Annotated in this window: 16 protein-coding genes and 1 pseudogene; 8 read left to right on the top strand and 9 right to left on the bottom strand. The window is 71.8% G+C overall.

Translation table 11 applies throughout. From position 1 onward, the window contains the following. Nucleotides 1-3: 3 nt before the first annotated feature. The gene (locus tag EU555_RS33640) at nucleotides 4-459 is read left to right on the top strand and encodes a MaoC family dehydratase (RefSeq protein WP_135419687.1); all 456 of its coding nucleotides are present in this window, start codon (nucleotides 4-6) and stop codon (nucleotides 457-459) included. Nucleotides 460-624: 165 nt separating this feature from the next. On the opposite strand, the pseudogene EU555_RS37370 reads toward EU555_RS33640, so the two are convergent. Next, a pseudogene (locus EU555_RS37370) lies at nucleotides 625-699 on the bottom strand (hypothetical protein); the annotation flags it as partial. A gap of 381 nt (nucleotides 700-1,080) precedes the next feature. Between EU555_RS37370 and htpG the strand changes: the two are divergent. Both htpG and EU555_RS33625 read left to right on the top strand, forming a co-directional pair. Then, a complete protein-coding gene (htpG, locus tag EU555_RS33630; RefSeq protein ID WP_135419694.1) occupies nucleotides 1,081-2,943 on the top strand; it encodes a molecular chaperone HtpG in 1,863 nt (620 codons plus the stop codon). A gap of 372 nt (nucleotides 2,944-3,315) precedes the next feature. Next, nucleotides 3,316-4,056 carry a Crp/Fnr family transcriptional regulator gene (locus EU555_RS33625; protein WP_135419686.1) on the top strand — a complete coding sequence of 247 codons (741 nt, stop codon included), beginning with the start codon at nucleotides 3,316-3,318 and terminating at the stop codon, nucleotides 4,054-4,056. Between the two features lie 250 nt (nucleotides 4,057-4,306). Here EU555_RS33625 and EU555_RS33620 read toward each other — a convergent pair whose 3' ends face one another. Further along, on the bottom strand, nucleotides 4,307-6,604 hold the full coding sequence (locus EU555_RS33620; protein WP_135419685.1) for a transglycosylase SLT domain-containing protein: 2,298 nt from the start codon (nucleotides 6,602-6,604) through the stop codon (nucleotides 4,307-4,309). Between the two features lie 286 nt (nucleotides 6,605-6,890). On the opposite strand from EU555_RS33620, the gene dapA reads away from it, so the two are divergent. Continuing rightward, complete coding sequence (dapA, locus tag EU555_RS33615) at nucleotides 6,891-7,793, top strand: 4-hydroxy-tetrahydrodipicolinate synthase (protein ID WP_135419684.1); 903 nt, start codon at nucleotides 6,891-6,893, stop codon at nucleotides 7,791-7,793. 85 nt (nucleotides 7,794-7,878) lie between these two features. Further along, the gene (gene smpB, locus EU555_RS33610) at nucleotides 7,879-8,352 is read left to right on the top strand and encodes an SsrA-binding protein SmpB (protein WP_135419683.1); all 474 of its coding nucleotides are present in this window, start codon (nucleotides 7,879-7,881) and stop codon (nucleotides 8,350-8,352) included. A gap of 7 nt (nucleotides 8,353-8,359) precedes the next feature. On the opposite strand, the gene EU555_RS33605 is transcribed toward smpB, so the two are convergent. Beyond that, nucleotides 8,360-9,898, bottom strand: a complete 1,539-nt coding sequence (locus EU555_RS33605) for an FAD-dependent oxidoreductase (RefSeq protein WP_135419682.1) — start codon at nucleotides 9,896-9,898, stop codon at nucleotides 8,360-8,362. A gap of 73 nt (nucleotides 9,899-9,971) precedes the next feature. Here EU555_RS33605 and EU555_RS33600 point away from each other — a divergent pair, with 73 nt between their 5' ends. Further along, nucleotides 9,972-10,652 (top strand): TetR/AcrR family transcriptional regulator, encoded by a 681-nt coding sequence (locus EU555_RS33600; protein ID WP_135419681.1) that lies wholly within the window; start codon nucleotides 9,972-9,974, stop codon nucleotides 10,650-10,652. Nucleotides 10,653-10,655: 3 nt separating this feature from the next. Here EU555_RS33600 and EU555_RS33595 read toward each other — a convergent pair whose 3' ends face one another. The 3 genes from EU555_RS33595 to EU555_RS33585 form a co-directional block, all read right to left on the bottom strand. After that, nucleotides 10,656-11,873 carry a hypothetical protein gene (locus tag EU555_RS33595; protein ID WP_135419680.1) on the bottom strand — a complete coding sequence of 406 codons (1,218 nt, stop codon included), beginning with the start codon at nucleotides 11,871-11,873 and terminating at the stop codon, nucleotides 10,656-10,658. Further along, nucleotides 11,870-13,846, bottom strand: a complete 1,977-nt coding sequence (locus EU555_RS33590; RefSeq protein ID WP_135419679.1) for a GumC family protein — start codon at nucleotides 13,844-13,846, stop codon at nucleotides 11,870-11,872. The genes EU555_RS33595 and EU555_RS33590 overlap by 4 nt, the downstream gene beginning before the upstream one ends. Before the next feature lie 236 nt (nucleotides 13,847-14,082). Further along, entirely contained in the window at nucleotides 14,083-15,285 is a 1,203-nt protein-coding gene (locus EU555_RS33585; protein WP_135419678.1) for an acyltransferase family protein, read from the bottom strand. 285 nt (nucleotides 15,286-15,570) lie between these two features. Between EU555_RS33585 and EU555_RS33580 the strand changes: the two genes are divergently transcribed. After that, the gene (locus EU555_RS33580) at nucleotides 15,571-15,825 is read left to right on the top strand and encodes an acyl carrier protein (RefSeq protein ID WP_135419677.1); all 255 of its coding nucleotides are present in this window, start codon (nucleotides 15,571-15,573) and stop codon (nucleotides 15,823-15,825) included. 58 nt (nucleotides 15,826-15,883) lie between these two features. Here the strand turns inward: EU555_RS33580 and poxB are convergent, their stop codons facing one another. The 3 genes from poxB to EU555_RS33565 form a co-directional block, all read right to left on the bottom strand. Beyond that, a complete protein-coding gene (gene poxB / locus EU555_RS33575) occupies nucleotides 15,884-17,617 on the bottom strand; it encodes a ubiquinone-dependent pyruvate dehydrogenase (RefSeq protein WP_135419676.1) in 1,734 nt (577 codons plus the stop codon). Between the two features lie 329 nt (nucleotides 17,618-17,946). Then, complete coding sequence (locus EU555_RS33570; RefSeq protein ID WP_135419675.1) at nucleotides 17,947-18,225, bottom strand: adenylosuccinate synthase; 279 nt, start codon at nucleotides 18,223-18,225, stop codon at nucleotides 17,947-17,949. A 40-nt stretch (nucleotides 18,226-18,265) separates the two neighbouring features. Further along, nucleotides 18,266-18,520, bottom strand: a complete 255-nt coding sequence (locus EU555_RS33565; protein ID WP_135419674.1) for a hypothetical protein — start codon at nucleotides 18,518-18,520, stop codon at nucleotides 18,266-18,268. Nucleotides 18,521-18,766: 246 nt separating this feature from the next. On the opposite strand from EU555_RS33565, the gene EU555_RS33560 reads away from it, so the two are divergent. Next, nucleotides 18,767-20,270, top strand: a 1,504-nt coding sequence (locus tag EU555_RS33560; RefSeq protein WP_167858750.1) for an alkaline phosphatase PhoX, incomplete at its 3' end; no start/stop codon positions are given.

Genomic DNA, 20,270 nt, shown 5'->3' with positions numbered 1-20,270 from the left:
GCGATGACGCGGGAGCTGTACCTCGACGATCTGGCGCCGGGCCAGGTCTACCGGTCGGGCGAGACGACGGTGACGGCGGCCGACATCGTCCGCTTCGCCGAACAGTTCGACCCGCAGGTCTTCCACCTCGATGCCGGCAAGGCCGCGGCCACGTTCTTCGGCGGCCTCGCGGCGAGCGGCTGGCACACCGCGGCCCTGACCATGCGGCTCCTCGTCGAGAGCGAGCTGCAGCCGGCAGGCGGCATCATCGGGGCCGGCATGGACGAGCTGCGCTGGCCCAAGCCCCTGCGGCCCGGCGACACGATCCGGCTCGAGAGCGAGGTGATCGAGGTGCGCCCCTCGCGCTCGCGGCCGAGCCAGGGCCTCGCCAAGGTGCGCACCACCACGCTCAACCAGCACGGCGAGCCGGTGCAGGTGCTCATCGCCAACCTGCTCGTGGTGCGCCGGCCGGAGGGCTGAAGACCTCCTATTCCGGCGCCCGCAATCCCGTTCGCCGGCACGTCGCGGGTGACGACGCTGCCCGCCCCTATGATCGCGTCGTCGCCGATCGTCACCGGCACCGGCCTCGGCCAGGAGTGCCTGCCGCTCGGGCTGGCTCAGGGTCTGGGTCGCGTTGTAGCGGTCCATCCAGGCCGAGAAGCGCCGGTTGCCGGCCGCGAGTTCCGGATCGTCGGCGATGTCCACGTCGCCGGCGAGCATCCGCCGCTTCTGGCCCGTCATTTTCTTCCGTCCCTGGTCTCCGCTGCGGTGGGCGCGACGCCCCGCACGATGCTGCCGATCGACGAGCTCTACGCCTATGCGGTCCGCCGGCCCGCCCTGCGGCCCGTGGGGCTGGGCTGCATGGCCGAGAGCCGCGCCGCGCTCGAGCAGCATTCCGCCCCGGGCACCGCCCGGGCCCTCGACGCCATGATCGAGGGCCTGACGATCCATCGCTCGGTCGACGCCGCTCCGGCGGACCGCGACGAGGTCGGGGCGATCGTTTCTCGCCTGACCGCGTCGGTTTCGGGCTTCCTTGAAAAGCCGGGGCGGGTTCCGCATATCGCCCCGCGACGAATTGTTCCTCAGCGGAGCCCAAGACACGTGAGCGAGACCCAAGCGAGCGAGACCCGAGCGAGCGAGACGCTGGAGCGGCACAGCTTCGGCGCCGAGGTCGGACGCCTCCTGGACCTCGTGGTCCACGCCCTCTACTCCGAGCGCGAGATCTTCCTGCGCGAGCTCGTCGCCAACGCCGCCGACGCGGTCGACCGGCGCCGGTTCGGCGCGCTCACCGACTCGGCCCTGGCGCTGCCGGCGGACGCCAAGGTGCGCATCCTGCCCGACAAGGCGGCCCGGACCCTGACCGTCTCGGATCCCGGGATCGGCATGGCCAAGGACGAGCTGGCGCAGAACCTCGGCACGATCGCCCGCTCCGGCACCCGGGCCTTCAGCCAGTCGCTCGCCGACGCCAAGCCCGAGGAGCGCCCGAGCCTGATCGGCCAGTTCGGCGTCGGCTTCTACTCGGCGTTCATGGTCGCCGACCGGGTCGAGGTCACCTCGCGCAAGGCCGGATCCGACGAGGCCTGGACCTGGGCCTCGGAAGGGCAGGGCGAGTACACGCTGGCGCCCGCCACCAGGTCCGAGCCCGGCACCGACATCGTCCTGCACATGAAGGCCGACGCCGAGGACTACCTCGAATCGTTGCGCCTCGAGACCATCGTGCGCAAGTGGGCCGATCACATCACCGTGCCGGTGGCGCTAGTGCGCGACGGCGAGGAGGTCGCCGGCAACAAGGGCACGGCGCTGTGGCGCAAGCCCAAGTCCGAGGTGAGCGAGGAAGAGTATACCGAGTTCTACCGCCAGGTCGCGCACGCCTTCGACAAGCCCTGGGCGACCCTGCACTGGCGCGCCGAAGGCCAGCTCGAATTCACCGCGCTCCTGTTCGTGCCGGGCATGAAGCCCTTCCTCGCCGTCGAGGAGGAGCGCGAGAGCAAGGTGCGCCTGCACGTGCGCCGGATGTTCATCACCGACGAGGCCGGGCTGCTGCCGTCCTGGCTGCGCTTCGTTCAGGGCGTGGTCGACACCGAGGACCTGCCGCTCAACGTCTCTCGCGAGATGCTGCAGGCCACGCCGGTGCTGGCCCGCATCCGCCGGGCGGTGACCGGCAAGGTGCTGTCCGAGCTCAAGAGCCGGGCGAAGGACGCGGAGTCCTACGCCACCTTCTGGCAGGCCTTCGGGCCGGTGCTGAAGGAGGGGCTGTGGGAGGATGCCGAGCACCGCCAGGACATCGCGAACCTCCTGCGCTTCCGCTCGTCCACGGTCGAGGGCTGGACGTCCCTGGCCGACTACGTCTCCCGCATGAAGCCGAACCAGGAGGCGATCTACATCCTGGTCGGCGACGACACCGAGGCGCTCAAGCGCTCGGCCCAGATCGAGGGGTTCTCCGCCCGCGGCCTCGAGGTGCTGCTGCTCTCCGACCACGTCGACGCGTTCTGGCCCGAGCGGCTCGACGCCTTCGAGGGCAAGCCGATCCGCAGCATCACGCAGGGCGGCGACGACCTCTCGGCCTTCGAGCCGGAGGTGTCGGACGCCGACGCCCCGGCCGACCTCGCCGACCTGCTGCCGAAGCTCAAGGAGGCGCTCAAGGACGACGTCTCCGACGTCAAGGCGAGCCAGCGCCTCGTCGACAGCGCGGTGCTGCTCTCGGCCCCGGCCTACGGCCCCGACCTGCAGATGCAGCGCCTGCTGCGCCGGGCCGGCCGCGGGATGGGCGGCGGCCAGCCGGTGCTGGAGCTCAACCCGCGCCACCCCCTGATCCGCCGCATCGCCGAGCGCGCGTCGGCGGGCGAGGATGTCGGCGAGGCGGCCCAGACGCTCGTCGACCTCGCCCATGTCCAGGGCGGCGACCCGCCCCGCGACCCCGTCGCCTTCGCCCGCCGGGTGGCGGCGGCCCTGGCGCAGGGCTGAGGCCGGGCAAGACCGTGGGAGGAGGGCGCTGGCCCCTCCTCTCGCGAGACGGTTGCCCCGGCCGGGCTCGGGAGCCGTCTCAACCCGTCCTTGCCGCCGTCCCGGGTGCCGACATGCGGATCCGGGACGGCGAGGGAGGCCCGCGGCAGCCTCGAGGACGAAACCCGGTTTCCGCAACTGCTCATCCTCGCCCTCCCGCAAGGGAGCGGGCGGCGGCCGGAGCGTGCGTCGCCCGGCGCTGCGCCTTGCCGCGGCGTCGTGCCGCCGCGTTCTGCGGGGTCGCGACGCCGGTCTTTACTGATGCGTGACGGACGCTAACTTGCCGCCGCGGCGGCCGGGCCCCGTGCCGCCGTGCTGGACCCGAGGGCGTGCATGATGAATCCGCTGATCCGGAAGCTCGAACGGTTCACCCGCCTGAGCGATGCGGACAAGCGCCTCCTGCAGGAGGCGGCCTCGGCGCGGATCGTCAACTACGACACCCACCAGGACATCATCGCCGAGGGCGAGGAGCCGACCGACGTCAACCTGATCCTCGCCGGCTGGGTCTGCCGCTACAAGCATCTCGCCGATGGCGGGCGCCAGATCATGTCGTTCCTGCTGCCCGGCGACCTGTGCGATCTCAACATCTTCCTGCTGCGTCGGATGGACCACGCTCTCGGCACGCTGACGCCGGTGACCGTGGCCAAGATCTCGCGCGACCTGCTCCAGGAGATGCTGAACACCGACCCGCGCCTCACCCGGGCCCTGTGGTGGGAGGTCCTGGTCACGGCGGCGATCCACCGCGAATGGCTGGTCAATATCGGCCGGCGCAGCGCCCTCGAGCGGGTCGCGCACCTGCTCTGCGAGCTGCATGTCCGCCAGCGCGCCGTCGGTCGGGTCAGGGACGGACGGTGCGAGCTGCCCGTCACCCAGGTCGAGCTGTCCGACGCCCTCGGCCTGTCGGCCGTGCACGTCAACCGCACCCTGCGGGACTTGCGCCTGGCGGGCCTGATCGACTGGCGCGACAAGCACCTGGCCGTCCCGGATTTCGAGGCCCTGGCGGCCGTCGCCCTGTTCGATCCGGACTACCTGCACCTCGATCACGAGGGGGAGCGGTTCGACGCGGCTTGCTAGGATCGAGACCCGATCGGTTTCGCTGTCGTGAAGGCTCGTAAGGGCGATACGACTTCCGCTTGATCCGTCCGTGTAAGATCTGAGCGCAACTTCCCTCTTACCGGCTGGAGGTGCACGCTCACGGCGATGTCGAATCCTGGCCTTTCGCGGCCAAGCGCTGCGGGTGAGGGGCCCGGCCGCCTCCCGCACGCTCAAGCCGATCGGGCTTCTCCCATCGCGCCAAGCTCGACCACGCTGAACGCTTCTACCCTCACCGCGCCCCGCGCTTCAGATCGTCCGCGATCAGGAGCGCGCTGCGCCCGTCTCCGGCCTCGGCGAGGCGGGTGCGGTAGACCTGCAGGTTCTCGGTCACCCGCTGGACGTAGTTGCGGGTCTCGGTGAAGGGGATGCGCTCGACCCAGTCGACCGGGTCGACGGCCGGGCTGCGGGGATCGCCGTAGGCGTCGATCCACTTCTTCACGTTGCCGCCGCCGGCATTGTAGGCCGCGAAGGACAGGATGTAGGAGCCGCGCCAATCCTCCATCAGCTCGCCGAGATGCGCCTGGCCGAGGCGGGCGTTGTAGGCCGGGTCGCTGGTCAGGCGGTCGGTGTCGAAGGCGGCGCTGACCCGGCGGGCGGTGCGTTGCGCCGTGGCCGGCATCATCTGCATCAGCCCGCGGGCGCCCACGCTCGACTGCGCCCGGGGATCGAACTGGCTCTCCTGCCGGGCGATCGCGAAGACCATCGCGCGCTCGACCTGCGGCACCGCGGAGGACGCCTCGTAGGTCGGGATGCCGTTGGTCGGGTAGGCGTGCCGGTCGAGCGGCAGGCCGCGCTGCACGGCGGTCTTGCCGATCGCCACGAGGGCGCGGGGATCGTTGAGCGCCATCGCGACGTCGCCCAGCGCGTTGAGCTCCGCCGGCTCGGAGAGGCGCTGGGCGAAGTCCATGTAGAGCGGCAGCGTCAGCTCCTTGAGCCCCGCGGCCGCGAGCAGGCGCAAGGCCCGCACGGCGTGGCGGTTCTCGAAGGCGGTGCGGCCGGCCTCGTCCAGCGTGCTGCAGGGCCGCAGGGCCAGGGAGGATTGGCCGAGCTTCGCCCGGGCGAGCTGGCCGTAATAGGCGATCGGCTGGGCGCCGGCGCGCTCGTAGAAGGCCCGCGCCTCGGCCGCCTCACCGGCCGCCTCGGCGGCGCGGCCCTGCCAGTAGGCCGCCCGCGCGACCGAGATCGGCGTCTCGGCGATGGAAGCCGCGGCGGCGAAGTGGCGCGCGCTCAAGGGCGCGTCGTGGAGGAAGCGCAGGGCGATCCAGCCGGCGTGGAACTCCGCCTCGATGCGCTTCTCGACCGTGCGGGCGCTGTGCCCGGCGGCGACCGCGTAGGCCGTCTTGGCGTCGCCGGCATCGAGGAGCTTGCGGGCGACGATCCGGCGCTCGATCCACCACTCGTCGGGATCGGCCAGCACCTCGGGGTTGCGCGGCGCCAGCGCCATCACGGCGGCGGCCTCCGCCGGCCGGTCGAGGCGGCGCAGGTGCTGGGCGCGGGAGAACAGGAACGAGGAATCCTGGCGCAGGCTCGGCGGCACGGCGTCGAGGGCGGATCCCGCGTTGGAGGCCTTCGCCTCGACGGCGCGGCGGGCCCGCACCAGGGTGCCGTAGGCCTTGCCGGCGTAGGCGGCGGCGCGGCCTGCGGTGTCCCAGTCCTCCTTCATCAGCGCCCGCTCCATGCGGTAGCGATGGTCGATCTCGCCGATCGCGCCCGGGAAGGCGTCCAGGACCTTGAGCTCCAGGGTGCGGCCGAACGTGTCCTCCCGCCACAGGTCGCGCGCGAGGGTGGCGGCGTCCTCCTCGAGGCCGTCGGCCTTGAAGGCCAGCGCCAGGGCGAACTTGCCCGGGGCGCTCTGGGGCCGGCGCGCCGCGAAATAAGCCCGCACCAGGGACGGGGCCTTGCGCTGGGAGAGCAGCGCCTCCTCGGCGCGGCGGCGCACCAGGCTTCCCACCGGCCAGTCCGGATTGTCGCGGATGAACGCGACCGTGCGCTCGAAGCCGATGCCGGCCCCGGCGCGGATCGCCACCCAGTCGAGGAGCGTGCGGGCGGCCGGGTCCTTGAGGCCGTCGCGGATGCGGTCGCCCTCGCTCACCTGGCCGCGGCGGTAGGCGTCGACGGCGCTGCGCAGGGCCGGGCCATCCACCTCGGTGCCCAGGGCCGGCCGGCCCGGATCGGGCACGCTCGGCACCGGGGCGGGCGGGGTGATGGCCGCGTCCGGCACCGGGAACGGGATCGGTACCTCGGGATCGGCGGAGGCGAAGGCCGCCGCGGTCGCGGGCAGGCGTGCCCCGCCCTCGCCCGGGGCCGTGGTCGGGCGCGGTCCGTCCTCGTCGGCCCGCTCGACCGCGCGGGCGATCGGGGCCGCCGCCGACGGCGACGCGGACGGGACGGCCGTCGCGGGGGCGGACGCCTCGGGCGGGGCGTCCGTCACGGTCGAACCGCCGAGGGCCGACAGCGAGGTCAGCGCGGCGCCGGACACCGTGAGGGCGAGGACCGCGAGGCGGCGCCGTCGAGGCGAGAGCAGCATGGTTCCCGTTCCCCTAGTGAGCTCGAGTGACCGGACGCGCCATGGTGGAGGCGCCCCGTTAAGAAGCGATTAACCCTGGAGCCCGATCGCGCCGGAGCGCGAGGGAGCCCAGGCGGCCCGGCCGCGTTTCGCGGGCCACTGCGGTCGCGCGCCGGAGCGTTTGCGCCCGGCCCGTCGAGCGCCTATGTGTCGGGCACCGGACGGCCGAGGTGGTCCCGACACGGGCCGGCCTCCCAACCAGACATCCCGGGGGCGCCGCCGCCCCGCCCGGGCGAGGAACGCCAGCATGACGTCGACGCAGATCTCGCACCGCCTGAAGGGCTCCCTCACCGCCCTGGTGACGCCGTTCCGCGACGGGGCCTTCGACGAGCACGCCTTCCGGGCCTTCGTGGCCTGGCAGATCGAGAACGGCACCCACGGCCTCGTGCCCACCGGCACCACCGGCGAGAGCCCGACGCTGAGCCACGCCGAGCACGACCGGGTGGTCGAGGCCTGCATCGACGAAGCCGCCGGCAAGGTGCCGGTGGTCGCCGGCGCCGGCTCCAACTCCACCGCGGAGGCGATCGAGCGCTCGGTTCATGCGGAGAAGGCCGGCGCGGACGCGCTGCTCATCGTCACGCCCTACTACAACAAGCCGACGCAGGAAGGGCTGTACCAGCACTTCAAGGCGGTGAACGATGCGGTCGGCATTCCCATCCTGATCTACAACATCCCCGGCCGCTCGGTGATCGACATGAGCGTCGATACCATGAAGCGGCTCTACGAGCTGCGAAACATCGCCGGCGTGAAGGATGCCACCGCCAACGTGGCCCGGGTCAGCCTGCAACGCCAAGCCATGGGCGAAGACTTCGTCCAACTTTCTGGCGAAGATGCGACGGCCTTGGGATTCATGGCGCATGGCGGCCACGGCACGATCTCGGTGACCTCGAACGTCGCGCCGCGCCTGTGCGCCGACTTCCAGGAGGCCTGCCTCGCCGGCGATTTCCGCACGGCGCTGGAGATCCAGGACCGCCTGATGCCGCTCCACACCCACCTCTTCGCCGAGACCAACCCGTCGCCGGCCAAGTACGCCCTCGCCCGCCTCGGCCTGATGCAGGAGGACGTGCGCCTGCCGATGGTCCCGGTCGGGGAAGGCACGCGCAGCCTCGTCGACGGGGCGCTTCGCCACGCCGGCCTCACCAACGCCTGACCGGCGCCTTACCTATCGAGCCGGATGCCCGGGACCGATCGCCCGGGTCTCCGATGCGCGGCCCCGAGGATCCCGAACCCGCCCGATGGCCAAGAAACCCGAGCCGAAGAACCGCGTCGTCGCCGACAACCGGAAGGCCCGCTTCCATTACGAGATCACCGACACGGTCGAGGCGGGCATCGCGCTGACGGGCACCGAGGTGAAGTCCCTGCGCGGCGGAAAGGCGACGATCGGCGAGGCCTATGCCGGGCCATCGGGCAACGACCTGCTGCTGTTCAACGCCTACATCCCGGAATACCTCGAGGCGAACCGCTTCAACCACGACACCAAGCGGCCCCGCCGCCTGCTGCTGCACCGACGCCAGATCGACAAGTTCATCGGCGCGACGCAGCGCGAGGGCTACACGGTCGTCCCGCTCAAGATCTACTTCAACGATCGCGGCCGGGCGAAGGTCGAGCTGGGCTTAGGGCGCGGCAAGAAGCTCCACGACAAGCGCGAGACCGCCAAGGAGCGGGACTGGCAGCGCGACAAGGCGCGGCTGATGCGGGACAAGGGGTGAGGGCGGGTCACTGCGCCGGCTGGCCCGGCCGCAGGTGCCATCGTCCGCAATATGCCGCCAGTTCCTCCGCCTCCTGGCCCGGCAGCGCGAGCCCAACGTAGCCGTCCGGCCGCACCAGGTAGCCGCCGTTCTGCACCAGCCCCGCCTGCCGCGCGCCCTCCGTCCACGGGTACGCGTGGAGCGCCAGGCCGGCCCGCTCCGCCGCGGCGGCGAAATCGGGGCGTGGAGTCCCGTAGACGTGGACCTGCCAGGCGAGGCTCGCGAGCGCCGCGAAGTTGTCGGGCTCGGCCACATAGGGCAGGCGGTCGCCGCCCTGGACCGATCCGGCCCGGCCCGCGCTCAGGGGGCTGTCGTGGTAGGCGATGCGGGTCTGCGAGACGGTGTCGAACAGGAATTGTCTCGCCGCCGAGAAGCCCCAGAGCGCCGGCATCAGGTGGGGCAGGAGCCAGGTCCGCAGCACCTGGCTGCCGAGGCCGGGCCCGGTCACGGCCCGGAAGGCCCGGTCGGTGGTGGCGACGAGGCTCCGGGCAAAGCCGATCCGCTCCCGCTCGTAGGTGTCGAGGAGGGCGGGGTCGGCCCGGCCGGCCAGCACCTCGGCAAGCTTCCAGGCGAGGTTCACCGCGTCGCCGATGCCGGTATTCATGCCCTGGCCGCCGGCCGGGCTGTGGATGTGGCCGGCATCGCCCGCGAGGAAGCAGCGCCCGGCCCGGAACCGCTCCGCCACCCGGTGGTGGACGTGGTAGGTCGAGAACCAGTTCACCGCCTCGACCCGGATCCCCATCAGCGGTTCGACGCTCGGGCGCAGGTCCTCGAAGGTCAGGCCCGCCCGGGTGGTCAGGGCGTCCGGCACCAGGCCGATCAGGCGCTGCATGCCCGAGAGCCGCACCGGCAGCATCAGCCCGAAGCCGTGGGAGCCGAGATTGATGAACAACGCCTCCCGGAAGCCCCCGGCCACGCGGGCATCGGCGACGTAGAACAGCTGGTCGTAGGTGCCGCCCGGAAAGCCGATCCTCAGGCTCTCCCGCACCCGGCTGTGGGCACCGTCGCAGCCGCACAGATAGGCGGCGCGGCAGACCTCCTCGGTGCCGTCGCGCGCCAGCACCGCCCGCACGCCTGCCTCGTCCTGCGACAGGCCCGTCAGCGCCGTGCCCCACTCGACCGCAACACCGGCCTGCGCGAGCTGCTGCACCAGCAGGCGCTCGTGGTCGTCCTGCGCGTAGGCGAGGACGAAGGGGTAGGGGCTCTCGCCGGCGCCGAGGTCGGTGAAGCTCACGCTCGCCACGTCCTCGCCGCCCTCCCGCAGGTGGACCGCCGGGACCCGCACGCCCTCGGCCACCACCGCGTCGGCAAAGCCGAGCTGGCGGTAGAATTCGAGGGTGCGGGCCTGCACCGCCATCGCCCGCGACGCCGTGCCGGGACCGCTCGCCCGGTCGACGATCCGCACCGGCACGCCGCGGCGGGCGAGCTGCAGGGCGAGCACGAGGCCGGTCGGGCCGGCGCCGACGATCAGGACGTGGGGATCGGTGGATCGGGAAGCCGTGGACATGGCGTTCCTCCCTCGGGGCGAATATGACCACGAGGTCAGTTTTGATCGGAAGCGAAGCGACGGCAAGTCAAAAATGACCGAAGCGTCCAAAATTGCTCGGGAACCGGGGGAGCCCTCTCCGCGCCGCACCCGCGGCCCGAGTCCCGCAAAGACCGCCGAGACCCGACGGGCGATCCTCTCCGCCGCCCTCGACGCCTTCCTGGCCGAGGGGTTTTCGGGCGCCCGGATGAGCGACGTCGCGAGCCGCGCGGGCCTCGCCAAGGGCACGCTCTACCTGCACTTTCCCGACAAGGAGGCGTTGTTCGAGGGCGTGGTCGCGGGCGCGATCGGCGATCCGCTCAAGGGGGCGATGGCCGCACCGCCCGGGCCGGACGAGCCGACGCGGGCCTACCTCCTGCGCAACCTCGGGCCGCTCTTCGCCGACCTCGAAGGGTCGCGCCGCGGGGCGGTGATCCGGCTGGTGGCGACGGAGGGGCCGCGATTCCCGGGCCTTTCGGCGATCTATCGCCGCCGGGTGATCGATCCGGCGATCGAGGCGGTCCGGCGCCTCGCCGCGCGGGCGCTGGCGCGGGGCGAGATCCGCTCCGACGCGCTGGTGCGGATCCCGCAGCTCCTGATCGCCCCGGCCCTGATGGCGACCCTGTGGAACGGCCTCTACGGGGCCGAGGAGCCGCTGGACGCGGGCGCGGCCTTCGCGGGGTTCCTGGATCTCGTGCTGGGCCCCGCGCCGGACGGCGACGCGTCGGCCGGGTGATGATCACGCCGCGCGCGGTCGCGCCTCGTCCGGCTCCGCCCCGTCCGCGGCGCCCAGCATGAACCAGACCAAGGCCGCGGTCTTGATCGAGAACGGCGAGTCGCTGATCACGAGGAGCAGGCAGATGTAGACCGCCATCGCGCAGCGCAGGCGCCAGCCGTCGGGGTTGCGGGCCGGCATCAGGACGTAGAGGCTCCAGGCCGCCACGGTGCCGGCGACGCCGAGCTGCGTCAGCGCGTAGGCGTAGCCGGAATCCGACAGGAACAGCTTGTCCGGCAGAATGCCCATCACGCCCTCGGGGGGCAGCGAGGTGATCAGCAGCGCCGCCCAGAGAAGGCGGCCGCTGATGTCGTTCTGCCAGGTCACCTGCATGCTCTCGAAGCCGTAGACGGTGAGGCCGAGCAGGATCGTGAACGGCAGCGCGAACCAGAGCAGGCGCGACAGGCGGTAGGCCACCAGCATCGCGCCCGCGACGGCGACGCAGACATAGGCACCGAAGCGGGCATCGGCCAGGATGATGGTGACCGCCGCACAGAGGAAGAGCCAGGCCCGGCCCCGCATGGTGCGGCGGTAGAGCGCCCAGGAAAACAGCACCGCACCGAAATTGCCGGCCGAGACCGGTTCCAGGAAGACCGACGAGACCCGGTGCGGCCCGAGGAACGGCAGGATCGTGCGCGAATCCGGCCGGATGCCGCTGGTGAACAGCGACCCGGTCAGCTCGTTGATCTCGGCCACCGACATGCTGCCGCGGGCCACGTAGTAGCGCACGATGTTGAAGTACGTCTGATAGATGTCGAACAGGCCGTACTCGAACAGCCCCATCACCACCACGATGACGCCGCAGGCCAGCACCGCCCGGTCGGCGCTGCGCAGGTCGGGGGAGCGCAGGCCGAGATTGTAGAACACGACCGGGATCAGGAAGTCGCGCACGCCCTTGACGTCGGTCGAGCCGCGCAGGGCGAGGAGCAGGAGCCCGTAGCTGACGAGCCCGGCGAGGATCAGCCAGGGACCGGGCCGCTCGTCGAGGGCGAAGCTCAAGGTGACGGCGATGATCGCGACCTCGGCGCCGATGACGCTGCCGCCGGTCACCGGGAACCCGGCGGTGTTGAGGAAGCAGAGGGCGGCGTTGAAGACGAGGGCCGCGATCAGCACCCCGAAGGCTGCCCGCGCCTGGTAGGGCGCGCGCCAGTCGGCGGCGGGTGCGGCGAGCGCGAGGGTCATGCCGTCCGGACGCGGCCGGGCATCGGCCGCGCTTGCGCCGCCGGCCAGCGCAGGCGCTCCGCCCGTCCCTCCACCGCCACGAGGCCGAGCAGCCCCTCAGCCCGGAACCGGCCGGCGCCGTCGAGGGTGTCGAGCACGCGCTCGAGGCGGGCGCGGGTCATCCGTCCGGGGGCGACGACGAGCAGGATCGCGTCGGATGTCTCGGGAATCGACAGCCAGCTGTCGCCGCTCGCCACGTCCCGTTCCGCCACGATGATCTCGGGCCGCCTCGGCCGCTCCGGGATGCGGGCGCGGTCGAGCACGGCTGCGCCGCCGCGGACCGGCGCGTCGCCGCGCGGCCCGTCGCCGAAGCCGAGCCGGGCATGGGCCTGCTCGGGCACCAGGATGGCCGGCTCGCCGAGCCGGATCAGCAGGTCGGTCAGGACCTCCGCCGCGTGCAGGCGCTCGGGCCCGAGCCCGTCGGAGGCCACCGTGACGACGACCGCCTGGCCGCGGCCGCCGAGGCGGGTGCGCAGCTCCCGCGCCGCGGTGACCAGCGCCTGCTCGGGGCTGCCGCCCCGGCCGCTGCGGCCCGGCCGCTGCAGGCGGGCCCAGACCGGAGCGCCGGCGCCGCCGAAGCCCGCCACCGTCGTGATGTTGCCGCGCCAAACGTCGTACAGGAAGCCGAGGATCAGCCCCAGCACCGCGCCGAACAGGCCGGCGGCGGCGATCACGATCGGGGCCGGCGTGTCCGAGGGCTTCAGCGGCGCGGTGGCGCGCGAGATGATCTGCGAGTTGCTCGGGTTGATCGATTGCTGCTGCTCGAGGTCCTTCACCCGGTCGAGCACGGTGTTGTAGGTGCGTCGGATCGCCTCCGCCTCGCTCTCGAGCTGGCGCAGGCGGATATTCTCCTGGTTGCTGCTGCTCTGGTTCTGGATCAGCCGCTCGGCGCGGTTGCGCAGCTGGCGCAGACCCTCCTCGCCGCGGCGCAGGTCCTCCTCGATGGTGCGGCGGATCCGGTCGGCCTCGACGGCGATCAGCCGCGCGGTCGCGGTGCGCTGGGCGGACAGCGCGATCATCTGCGGATGGTTGGGCCCGAGGCTGCGGGAGAGCTGGGCGAGTTCCTGGATGGTCTGGGCGTACTGGGTGCGCAGCGAGACCATCACCTGCGAGGTGTCGGCCTCCGGCGCCGCCTGCACCTGGCCGTCCGGCATCCGGAGCTGGCGTACCTGCTCGCGCCGCGCCGAGAGCCGGGCGAGGGTGGTCTCCGCCGCGGTGATCTGGGTGTAGAGGTCCTTGAGCTGCTGCGACACCAGGAGGCCGGCATCGCCCGAGGTGACGAGGCCCTTCTCGGCCCGGTAGCGCTCGACCGCCACGTCGGCCTGGTTGAGCTGGCTGCGCAGGTCGCCGAGCTGGTTGAGCAGCGCCTCGTTGGCGCGGCGCACCGCCGAGACCCGGTCCCGGGCGCCGACCTCGAAGAACTGGGCCGCGATGGTGTTGGCGATCTCGGCCGCGCGGCGCGGGTCCGGATAGGCCACCGTGACCTGGAAGTTGAACGAGTTCTCGACCCGCCGCACCACGATGCGCTTGCGCAGGGCCTCGAGCGCGACCACGGCCGGGTCGGCGCCGGGGGGAGCGGCGCGCATCAGGACGGGATCCTCGGCAAGGCCGAGCTGTCCGATGACCCCGTCGAGGAGCTTGGCCGAGAGCAGGATCAGCCCCTGGCTCTCGAGGTTGGCGAAGTCGACCTGCGCCGGCGCGTCCTGGCGCGACAGGCCGCGCCCGACGATCTGCAGCGCCTGCGGGTCGATCAGCAGCTCCACCGTGGCACGGTAGGTCGGCACCTGCCGAAGCGCGAAGGCACCGCCGAGCGCCGCCATCACGCAGGCGCCGGTCACGACCCACAGGCTGCGCCGCCGCGCCGATCCCCACAGATCCGCGAGCGTGCCGCCGGTCCTGCGGGTCGTCGCCGAGGCGGGATCTGCCGTCGACATTCCGTGCCCTTGCCTCTTTCAACCATCCCTGATCCGGCAGGGCACGGGCAGGAACTTAATCGTCGTTCGGTTACCGATCCGGAAACGCGTCCGGCGCCTGCCCTCATGCCAATCCGCGACACACCCCGGCGATGCGGCACCATGCGTCAGCGCGGCTCGGCGTGTTAGCGCGGCACCGTGCGTCAGCGCGGCACCGTGCGTCAGCGCGGCACCGTGCGTCAGCGCGGCACCGTGCGTCAGCGCGGCAGGAGGGCGGTCGTGATCGGGGCGGGCGCCCGCACCACGGCCGTCGTCGGCGTCCCCGAAGCGAGGCGGGCATCCTGCCGCTTGAACCACCCCAGGGCGGGGCGCTCGATCAGGCGGTAGGTCAGGGCGGCGAGCGGCACCGTGGCGGCCACCAGCAGGGCGGCGACCGCGACATTGAGGAGGCCGGACCCGAAATCGAGGTAGCGGTCGTGTCCGATGACGACCGTGTGCGGCAGGCCGGTGCGCTGCTCGACGGCGTGCATCGCGGTCGTGACGACCTGGATCACCGGCAGGTGAAGCAGGTAGATCGAGAACGACCACGCGCCGAGGCGCTGCGGCAGCCGGCCTCGCGCCAGGCCGGACAGGGCGCCCCGCTCGTGCGAGAACAGTGCCACCGCGACACCGAACACCAGGCTCGCCGCGTAGGTCCCGGGGCCCGGCGTGGCGAGGGCCACCAGCGCCAGCATGGCGGCCGCCGCCGCGGCCTCCGCCGCCGTCGCGGCGGGGCCGGTCACCCGCAGGGAGTCGCGCAGGGTGTAGGCGAGGCAGCCGATGAACATGTCGAACAGGCAGCGCACGATACCCCAGTTCTGGATCACCATGAGCGTGCGCGGGCTCACCGCGTGCAGCGCGAGCGCGCTCAGCGCCGCGAGGCCCGCGAAGACGAGGCGCGCCCGCGGGCCCGCCGCCATCACCACGAGGGCCAGCACCAGCGAGGCATAGAACTCGACCGCGATGCTCCAGGACGGGAAGTTCCAGCTGTAATCCCCGAAGGTGCGGAAGTTGTGCAGGAACAGGAGGTGGGTGACGATCTCGACCGGCCGGTGCCCGGCCCCGAAGGGCAGGGTCGCGATCGGCGTCCCGGCGTGGTGCGAGAGATAGAAGAAGCGAACCGCCTCGATCAGGACCAGCAGGCCGAGCGTCCCGGCATGCAGCGGCCAGAGCCGGCCGAAGCGCATCAGCATGAAGCGCAGAACCTGCCGGCCGCTCGCCAGCCGTTCGCCGTAGGCGTGCAGCAGCACGAAGCCCGAGAGCACGAAGAAGAAGTCGACGCAGAATTGCAGGTTCGAGAACCAGGCCTGCTCCTGCATCGGATGGGCCAGCGGCATGTGGAAGAAGGCGACCGCCAGCGCGCACACGCCCCGCCAGGCGTCCAGGGCCTCGAACCGCTCCGATCGCTCATGCCCCAGCATCGCCCGTCACCCGTGCCGTTCTCGAACAATCCTGGCCGGTCCCGGGACGCCGGGCCGCTGCCGGGAGGGCACCCCGCAGGATCGATGCCGGTCCCGGGCGGACCTCGTCGAGGAGCGAGTGGTGCCGCGGCCGGATGCGGCGCGCCGCCACGCTTTCGCGTCCTCGGTGGCCCCGGTCGACGGCACGCCAGAATGGTGTGCGGTAGTTTACCAGTGTCCCAGATTGCATTTGATTTCCGGCTTGTAACTGTCTTAAGCCGGAGCGGCACGGAACGAGGACGAGCGATGGCTTCTGCGCAGGACATACGCACGATTCTGGCGCGTCACGGTACTCTCGCCCGCACGATCGACGGCCTTCCTGACGACGCCTGCTTGTTCGACAACGGGCTCGATTCGTTCGGGGCGGTTCAGGTCATGATGGATCTGGAAGAACACTTCGAGATCGAGTTCCCGGAGCACCTTCTGAGCCGCGACGTGTTCTCGACGGTGCGCACCATCCAGAATTTCGTCGCGAGCCAGATGGTGCAGCAGGCGGCGTGACGCCGTCACGCGCGGACGAGGGACGCCGGGGGCGCCGTCCGCCGCCCGCTTGGGCGTCTCACCGGATCAGGTTGGACTTCGCCAGGTCGAGGATCTCGTCGCCGCGTCCGTTCATCACCGCCCGCATCACGTAGAGGCTGAAGCCCTTGAGCTGCTCGGCCTGGAGGCGCGGCGGCATCGCGAGTTCCTGGCGGTTCGTCACCACGTCGAGGAGGGCCGGGCCGTCATGGGCCAGCATCTCGGCGAGTGCGTCGTCCAGCTCGCCCGGATCCTCGACCCGGCGGCCGTGCAGGCCGGCGGCGCGGGCGATGGCCGAGAAGTCGGGATTCCGGAGCGCGACCCCCGTGTCGAGGTAGCCGGCGGCCTTCATCTCCATCTCGACGAAGCCCAGGGTGCCGTTGTTGAACACCACCACCTTCACCGGCAGCCGCTCCTGCACCAGGGTGAGGAGGTCGCCCATCAGCATGCTGAAGCCGCCGTCGCCGGCCAGCGCGATCACCTGGCGGCCCGGCTGCGACGCCTGCAGGCCGATCGCGTGCGCCAGGGCGTTGGCCATCGAGCCGTGCGCCCAGGATCCGATCAGGCGCCGGCCCGGGGACACCGCGAGGTAGCGTGCCGCCCAGATCGTCGGGGTGCCGACATCGGCGGTGAACACTGCGTCCGGGCCGGCGGCCTCGCTCACCCTCCGGGTCAGGTATTGCGGGTGGATCGGCCTGCGGCCGGGCTTGCCGGTGGCGAGGTCGTCCAGGCCCTCGCGGGCGCGGGCATAGTGCTTGAGGCAGCGCTCGAGGTGGCCGGGGTCGCGCGAGGCCGTCAGCCGCGGCAGCAGGGCCGCGATCGTCGCCCCGACATCGCCCACGAGGCCCAGGTCGAGGCGGCAGCGGCGGCCGAGATTCTCCGGCCGGATGTCGACCTGCGCGATGGTCGCCTTCTCGGGGTAGAACTGGCGGTAGGGGAAGTCGGTCCCGAGGAGCAGCAGGGCGTCGCAGGCCTCCATGGCGGCGTAGCCGGAGGAGAAGCCGATCAGCCCGGTCATGCCCACGTCGTAGGGGTTGTCGTGCTCGACATGCTCCTTGCCGCCCAGCGCGTGGACCACCGGCGCCTTCAGGGCCTCGGCGAGCGCGATCACCGCCTCGCGGGCGCCGGCGCAGCCGCGGCCGCAGAACAGCGTCACCGCGGCGGCGCCGTCGAGGAGGGCAGCGAGCGCGTCGAGATCGGCCTCCGGCGGCACCGCCACGGGCTGTTTCGGCGCCAGTGTCGCCGGGGCGGCGAGCGCCCGCGCCGGCGCCTCCTTCAGGGCGACGTCGCCCGGGATCACCACCACCGACACGCCGCCGCGGCCGATCGCCGTGCGGATCGCGGTCTCCAGGACGTAGGGCAGCTGCGCCGGATCGGAGACCAGCTCGCAGTAATGGCTGCAATCCCGGAAAAGCTCGGTCGGGCGGGTCTCCTGGAAATAGTTGCTGCCGATCTCGGCCGAGGGGATATGGGCGGCGATCGCCAGGACCGGCATGCGCGAGCGATGGGCGTCGTAGAGCCCGTTGATGAGGTGGAGGTGGCCCGGGCCGCAGGATCCGGCGCAGACCGCGAGCCCGCCGGTCGCCTGCGCCTCCGCCGAGGCCGCGAAGGCCGCCACCTCCTCGTGGCGCACATGCACCCAGCGGATCCTGCCTCGTGCCCGGATCGCCTCAGTGAGGCCGTTCAGGCTGTCGCCGACGATGCCGTAGACGCGTTCGACGCCGGCATGCTCCAGGGTCTCGATGCAGAGATCGGCAACGTTTCGGCCCGTCATGGCGGTCTCCTGCGGGGCGGCACCGCAGCGGCAGGGCCGGTGCGTGCGAGGAACGACGCCGAGGGAACGAGCGAGCGGGCCCGGGGATGCGCGGCGCGACCGAGGAATCGCGCGATCGCCCTTCTGGTGAGGCTGCCAAGAAAAAAGGCCACTCTCGCGAGTGGCCCGAAGTCTAGGGAGGAAACGCCCAAATAGGGCTGGCAAGTCCGCGACGCCATCGCGTCCTTGCGTGGACCCTGTCTCCCATGATTTTTTGCGCTGCACAATCGGGATTGCCGGGCGGGCTGCCATGCGCGCGACGCATGATGTGAGGGCCCGGCCGCCAGGCGTCATTGCGCGATCCCGATCTCGAACGCCATCCCGATCCCCGTCCCCTGGTCGGCGTAGTCGATCAGGGTGTAGCCGCGCTCGGCCAGGGCCGCCTCCAGGTCGTCGCGGTGCCGGCGAAACATCTGCCCGATCGCCAGCGGCGTCAGGCGCGGGCTCGCCCGGCGGAGCTCGTCCGCCCCGATCGTGGCCGGCGCCCCGCCCCGGTCGGCGATCCGGATCAGGGCCGCCGCCAGTTCCGCGGCCTTGGTCTCCGCCGCGGATTTCGCCTTGAAGGCCATGCACGCTCTCCTCTGCCGTGTCCTCGTTCGAGCGGCGGGCTCAGCCGCCGCTCAGCTGCTCGGCGAAATCGTCCGGGATCTCCCCGAACTGGCCCAGGATCTCGACGCTCTCGAGCTCGCCGGTCTCGTCATCCGCCACGATGCGCAGGGCCGCCGCCCCCGGCATCCGGGCGGCGATCGCCTCGGCGCGCTTGAGCGCCCCGCTCTCCGTCGGCGCCACGTCCCGGCTCCCCGGCCGCAACCGCTTCCGGTGCACCTCGAACGTCTGCACCACGAACGTCGTCCGCATCGCCATCGCGCGTCTCCCGCCTGCCTCGTCCCCGCTTGTGCGCCCCTGCCGATGCGATGGCCATCGCCGGACGCCGCCGTTCCGTCTTCGTTCTAACAGGTCGTCTGCCGGGGCTCCACCGCACCGTCGTCGCGGATCAAATCCCCCGGCCGGATTCATGCGGCCGGCCGTTCGTGAATGGTTCCCTTCGTCACCGAACTGTTGCCGAGCGCGGCCATAGACCGGTTTGGAAACATTCCAGGGAGGCAGGGCATGGCCACCGGACCGTCGACGACGCAGACCCCCTATCTCGTGCCGAGCACCGGCACCGTCAGCTTCACGTCGCTCCTGAGCGCCGGCGACACCGTTCCGGGCTCGCTGAAGGCGGACGGGACGCCGTGGCGCTTCGTCGGCGTCCCGGACGGCATCGGCGCCTTCGACAACGGCGACGGCACCGCCACCGTGCTCGTCAACCACGAGATCGGCGCCACCTCGGGCGTGGTCCGGGCGCACGGCTCGGCCGGCGCCTTCGTCGACCGGCTGATCATCGACAAGGCGACCCTGAAGGTCGTCTCGGCGAGCGACCTCGGCACCAGCTACTACGGCTACAACACCGCGACCGGCACCTACCAGCCCGGCACCACCGCGCTGGCGCGCCTGTGCTCGGCCGACCTGCCGGCCGTCTCGGCCTTCTACGACGCGGCGACCGGGCTCGGCACGAAGAGCCGCATCTTCATGAACGGCGAGGAGAACGGCACCGAGGGCCGGGCGCTCGCCTGGATCGTGAACGGGCCCGAGGCCGGGCGGTTCTACGAGCTGCCGCGCCTCGGCAAGTTCTCGATGGAGAACTCGCTGGCCAACCCGGCCTCCGGGGCCAAGACGGTGACGATCGGCACCGACGACTCGGCCACCGGCCAGCTCTACGTCTATGTCGGCACCAAGCAGGCGACCGGCAGCGAGATCGACAAGGCCGGCCTGACCAACGGCAAGCTCTACGGCATCAAGGTCCCGGCCTTCGTGGCCGAGACCAACGCCACCTCGGTCGATCCGGTCGGCACCGCCTTCACCCTGCAGGAGATGGGCCCGAGCGGCGACGTCTCCCGGATGACCGGCGTGCAGCTCCAGTCCGAGAGCGACGCCGAGGGCGTGACCACCTTCCTGCGGCCCGAGGACGGAGCCTGGGACCCGAGCAACCCCAACCGCTTCTACTTCGTCACCACCAACGCCATCACGAGCCCGTCGCGGCTCTGGGCGCTCGACTTCACCGACGTCACCCGGCCCGAGCTCGGCGGCACCGTCAAGGAGCTGCTGCGCGGGACCGAAGGCCAGGTCATGCTCGACAACATGACGGTGACGGCCGACGGCAAGGTGATCCTGCAGGAGGACCCGGGCAACAGCCCGCGCCTGTCCAAGGTCTTCCAGTACGATCCGGCCACCGGCGCGCTGACCGAGCTCGCCCAGCACGATCCGGCCCGGTTCAGCGCGCCGACCGCGCCCTTCACCCAGGACGAGGAATCCTCCGGCGTCCTCGATGTCAGCACGATCTTCGGCGCGCCGGGCCGGCAGGCCTTCCTCCTCGACACCCAGGCGCATTACGCGCTCGGCGGTGAGATCGTCGAGGGCGGACAGCTGATGCTGATGTTCCAGGACCGGTCGATCCGGGGCACCGGCGGCAACGACACCCTGTCGGGCAGCGCCATCGACGACCTGATCTCCGGGGGGGCGGGCGACGACATCGTGTTCAACAGCCCGGGCAACGACATCCTGCTGGGCGGCC

Source organism: Methylobacterium nonmethylotrophicum, from assembly GCF_004745635.1.
In the GTDB taxonomy this organism is placed as follows: Bacteria; Pseudomonadota; Alphaproteobacteria; order Rhizobiales; family Beijerinckiaceae; genus Methylobacterium; species Methylobacterium nonmethylotrophicum.
This window is presented reverse-complemented; position numbering and strand designations above follow the sequence as displayed.

Coding starts and splice junctions, on each gene's coding strand:
- EU555_RS33620 (WP_135419685.1), bottom strand. CDS start 6,604: ATGCTGCTCTCGCCTCGACGGCGCCGCCTCGCGGTCCTCGCCCTCACG.
- smpB (WP_135419683.1), top strand. CDS start 7,879: ATGGCCAAGAAACCCGAGCCGAAGAACCGCGTCGTCGCCGACAACCGG.
- EU555_RS33580 (WP_135419677.1), top strand. CDS start 15,571: ATGGCTTCTGCGCAGGACATACGCACGATTCTGGCGCGTCACGGTACT.
- poxB (WP_135419676.1), bottom strand. CDS start 17,617: ATGACGGGCCGAAACGTTGCCGATCTCTGCATCGAGACCCTGGAGCAT.
- EU555_RS33625 (WP_135419686.1), top strand. CDS start 3,316: ATGATGAATCCGCTGATCCGGAAGCTCGAACGGTTCACCCGCCTGAGC.
- dapA (WP_135419684.1), top strand. CDS start 6,891: ATGACGTCGACGCAGATCTCGCACCGCCTGAAGGGCTCCCTCACCGCC.
- EU555_RS33605 (WP_135419682.1), bottom strand. CDS start 9,898: ATGTCCACGGCTTCCCGATCCACCGATCCCCACGTCCTGATCGTCGGC.
- EU555_RS33570 (WP_135419675.1), bottom strand. CDS start 18,225: ATGGCCTTCAAGGCGAAATCCGCGGCGGAGACCAAGGCCGCGGAACTG.
- EU555_RS33590 (WP_135419679.1), bottom strand. CDS start 13,846: ATGTCGACGGCAGATCCCGCCTCGGCGACGACCCGCAGGACCGGCGGC.
- EU555_RS33640 (WP_135419687.1), top strand. CDS start 4: ATGACGCGGGAGCTGTACCTCGACGATCTGGCGCCGGGCCAGGTCTAC.
- EU555_RS33600 (WP_135419681.1), top strand. CDS start 9,972: ATGACCGAAGCGTCCAAAATTGCTCGGGAACCGGGGGAGCCCTCTCCG.
- EU555_RS33595 (WP_135419680.1), bottom strand. CDS start 11,873: ATGACCCTCGCGCTCGCCGCACCCGCCGCCGACTGGCGCGCGCCCTAC.
- EU555_RS33565 (WP_135419674.1), bottom strand. CDS start 18,520: ATGGCGATGCGGACGACGTTCGTGGTGCAGACGTTCGAGGTGCACCGG.
- EU555_RS33585 (WP_135419678.1), bottom strand. CDS start 15,285: ATGCTGGGGCATGAGCGATCGGAGCGGTTCGAGGCCCTGGACGCCTGG.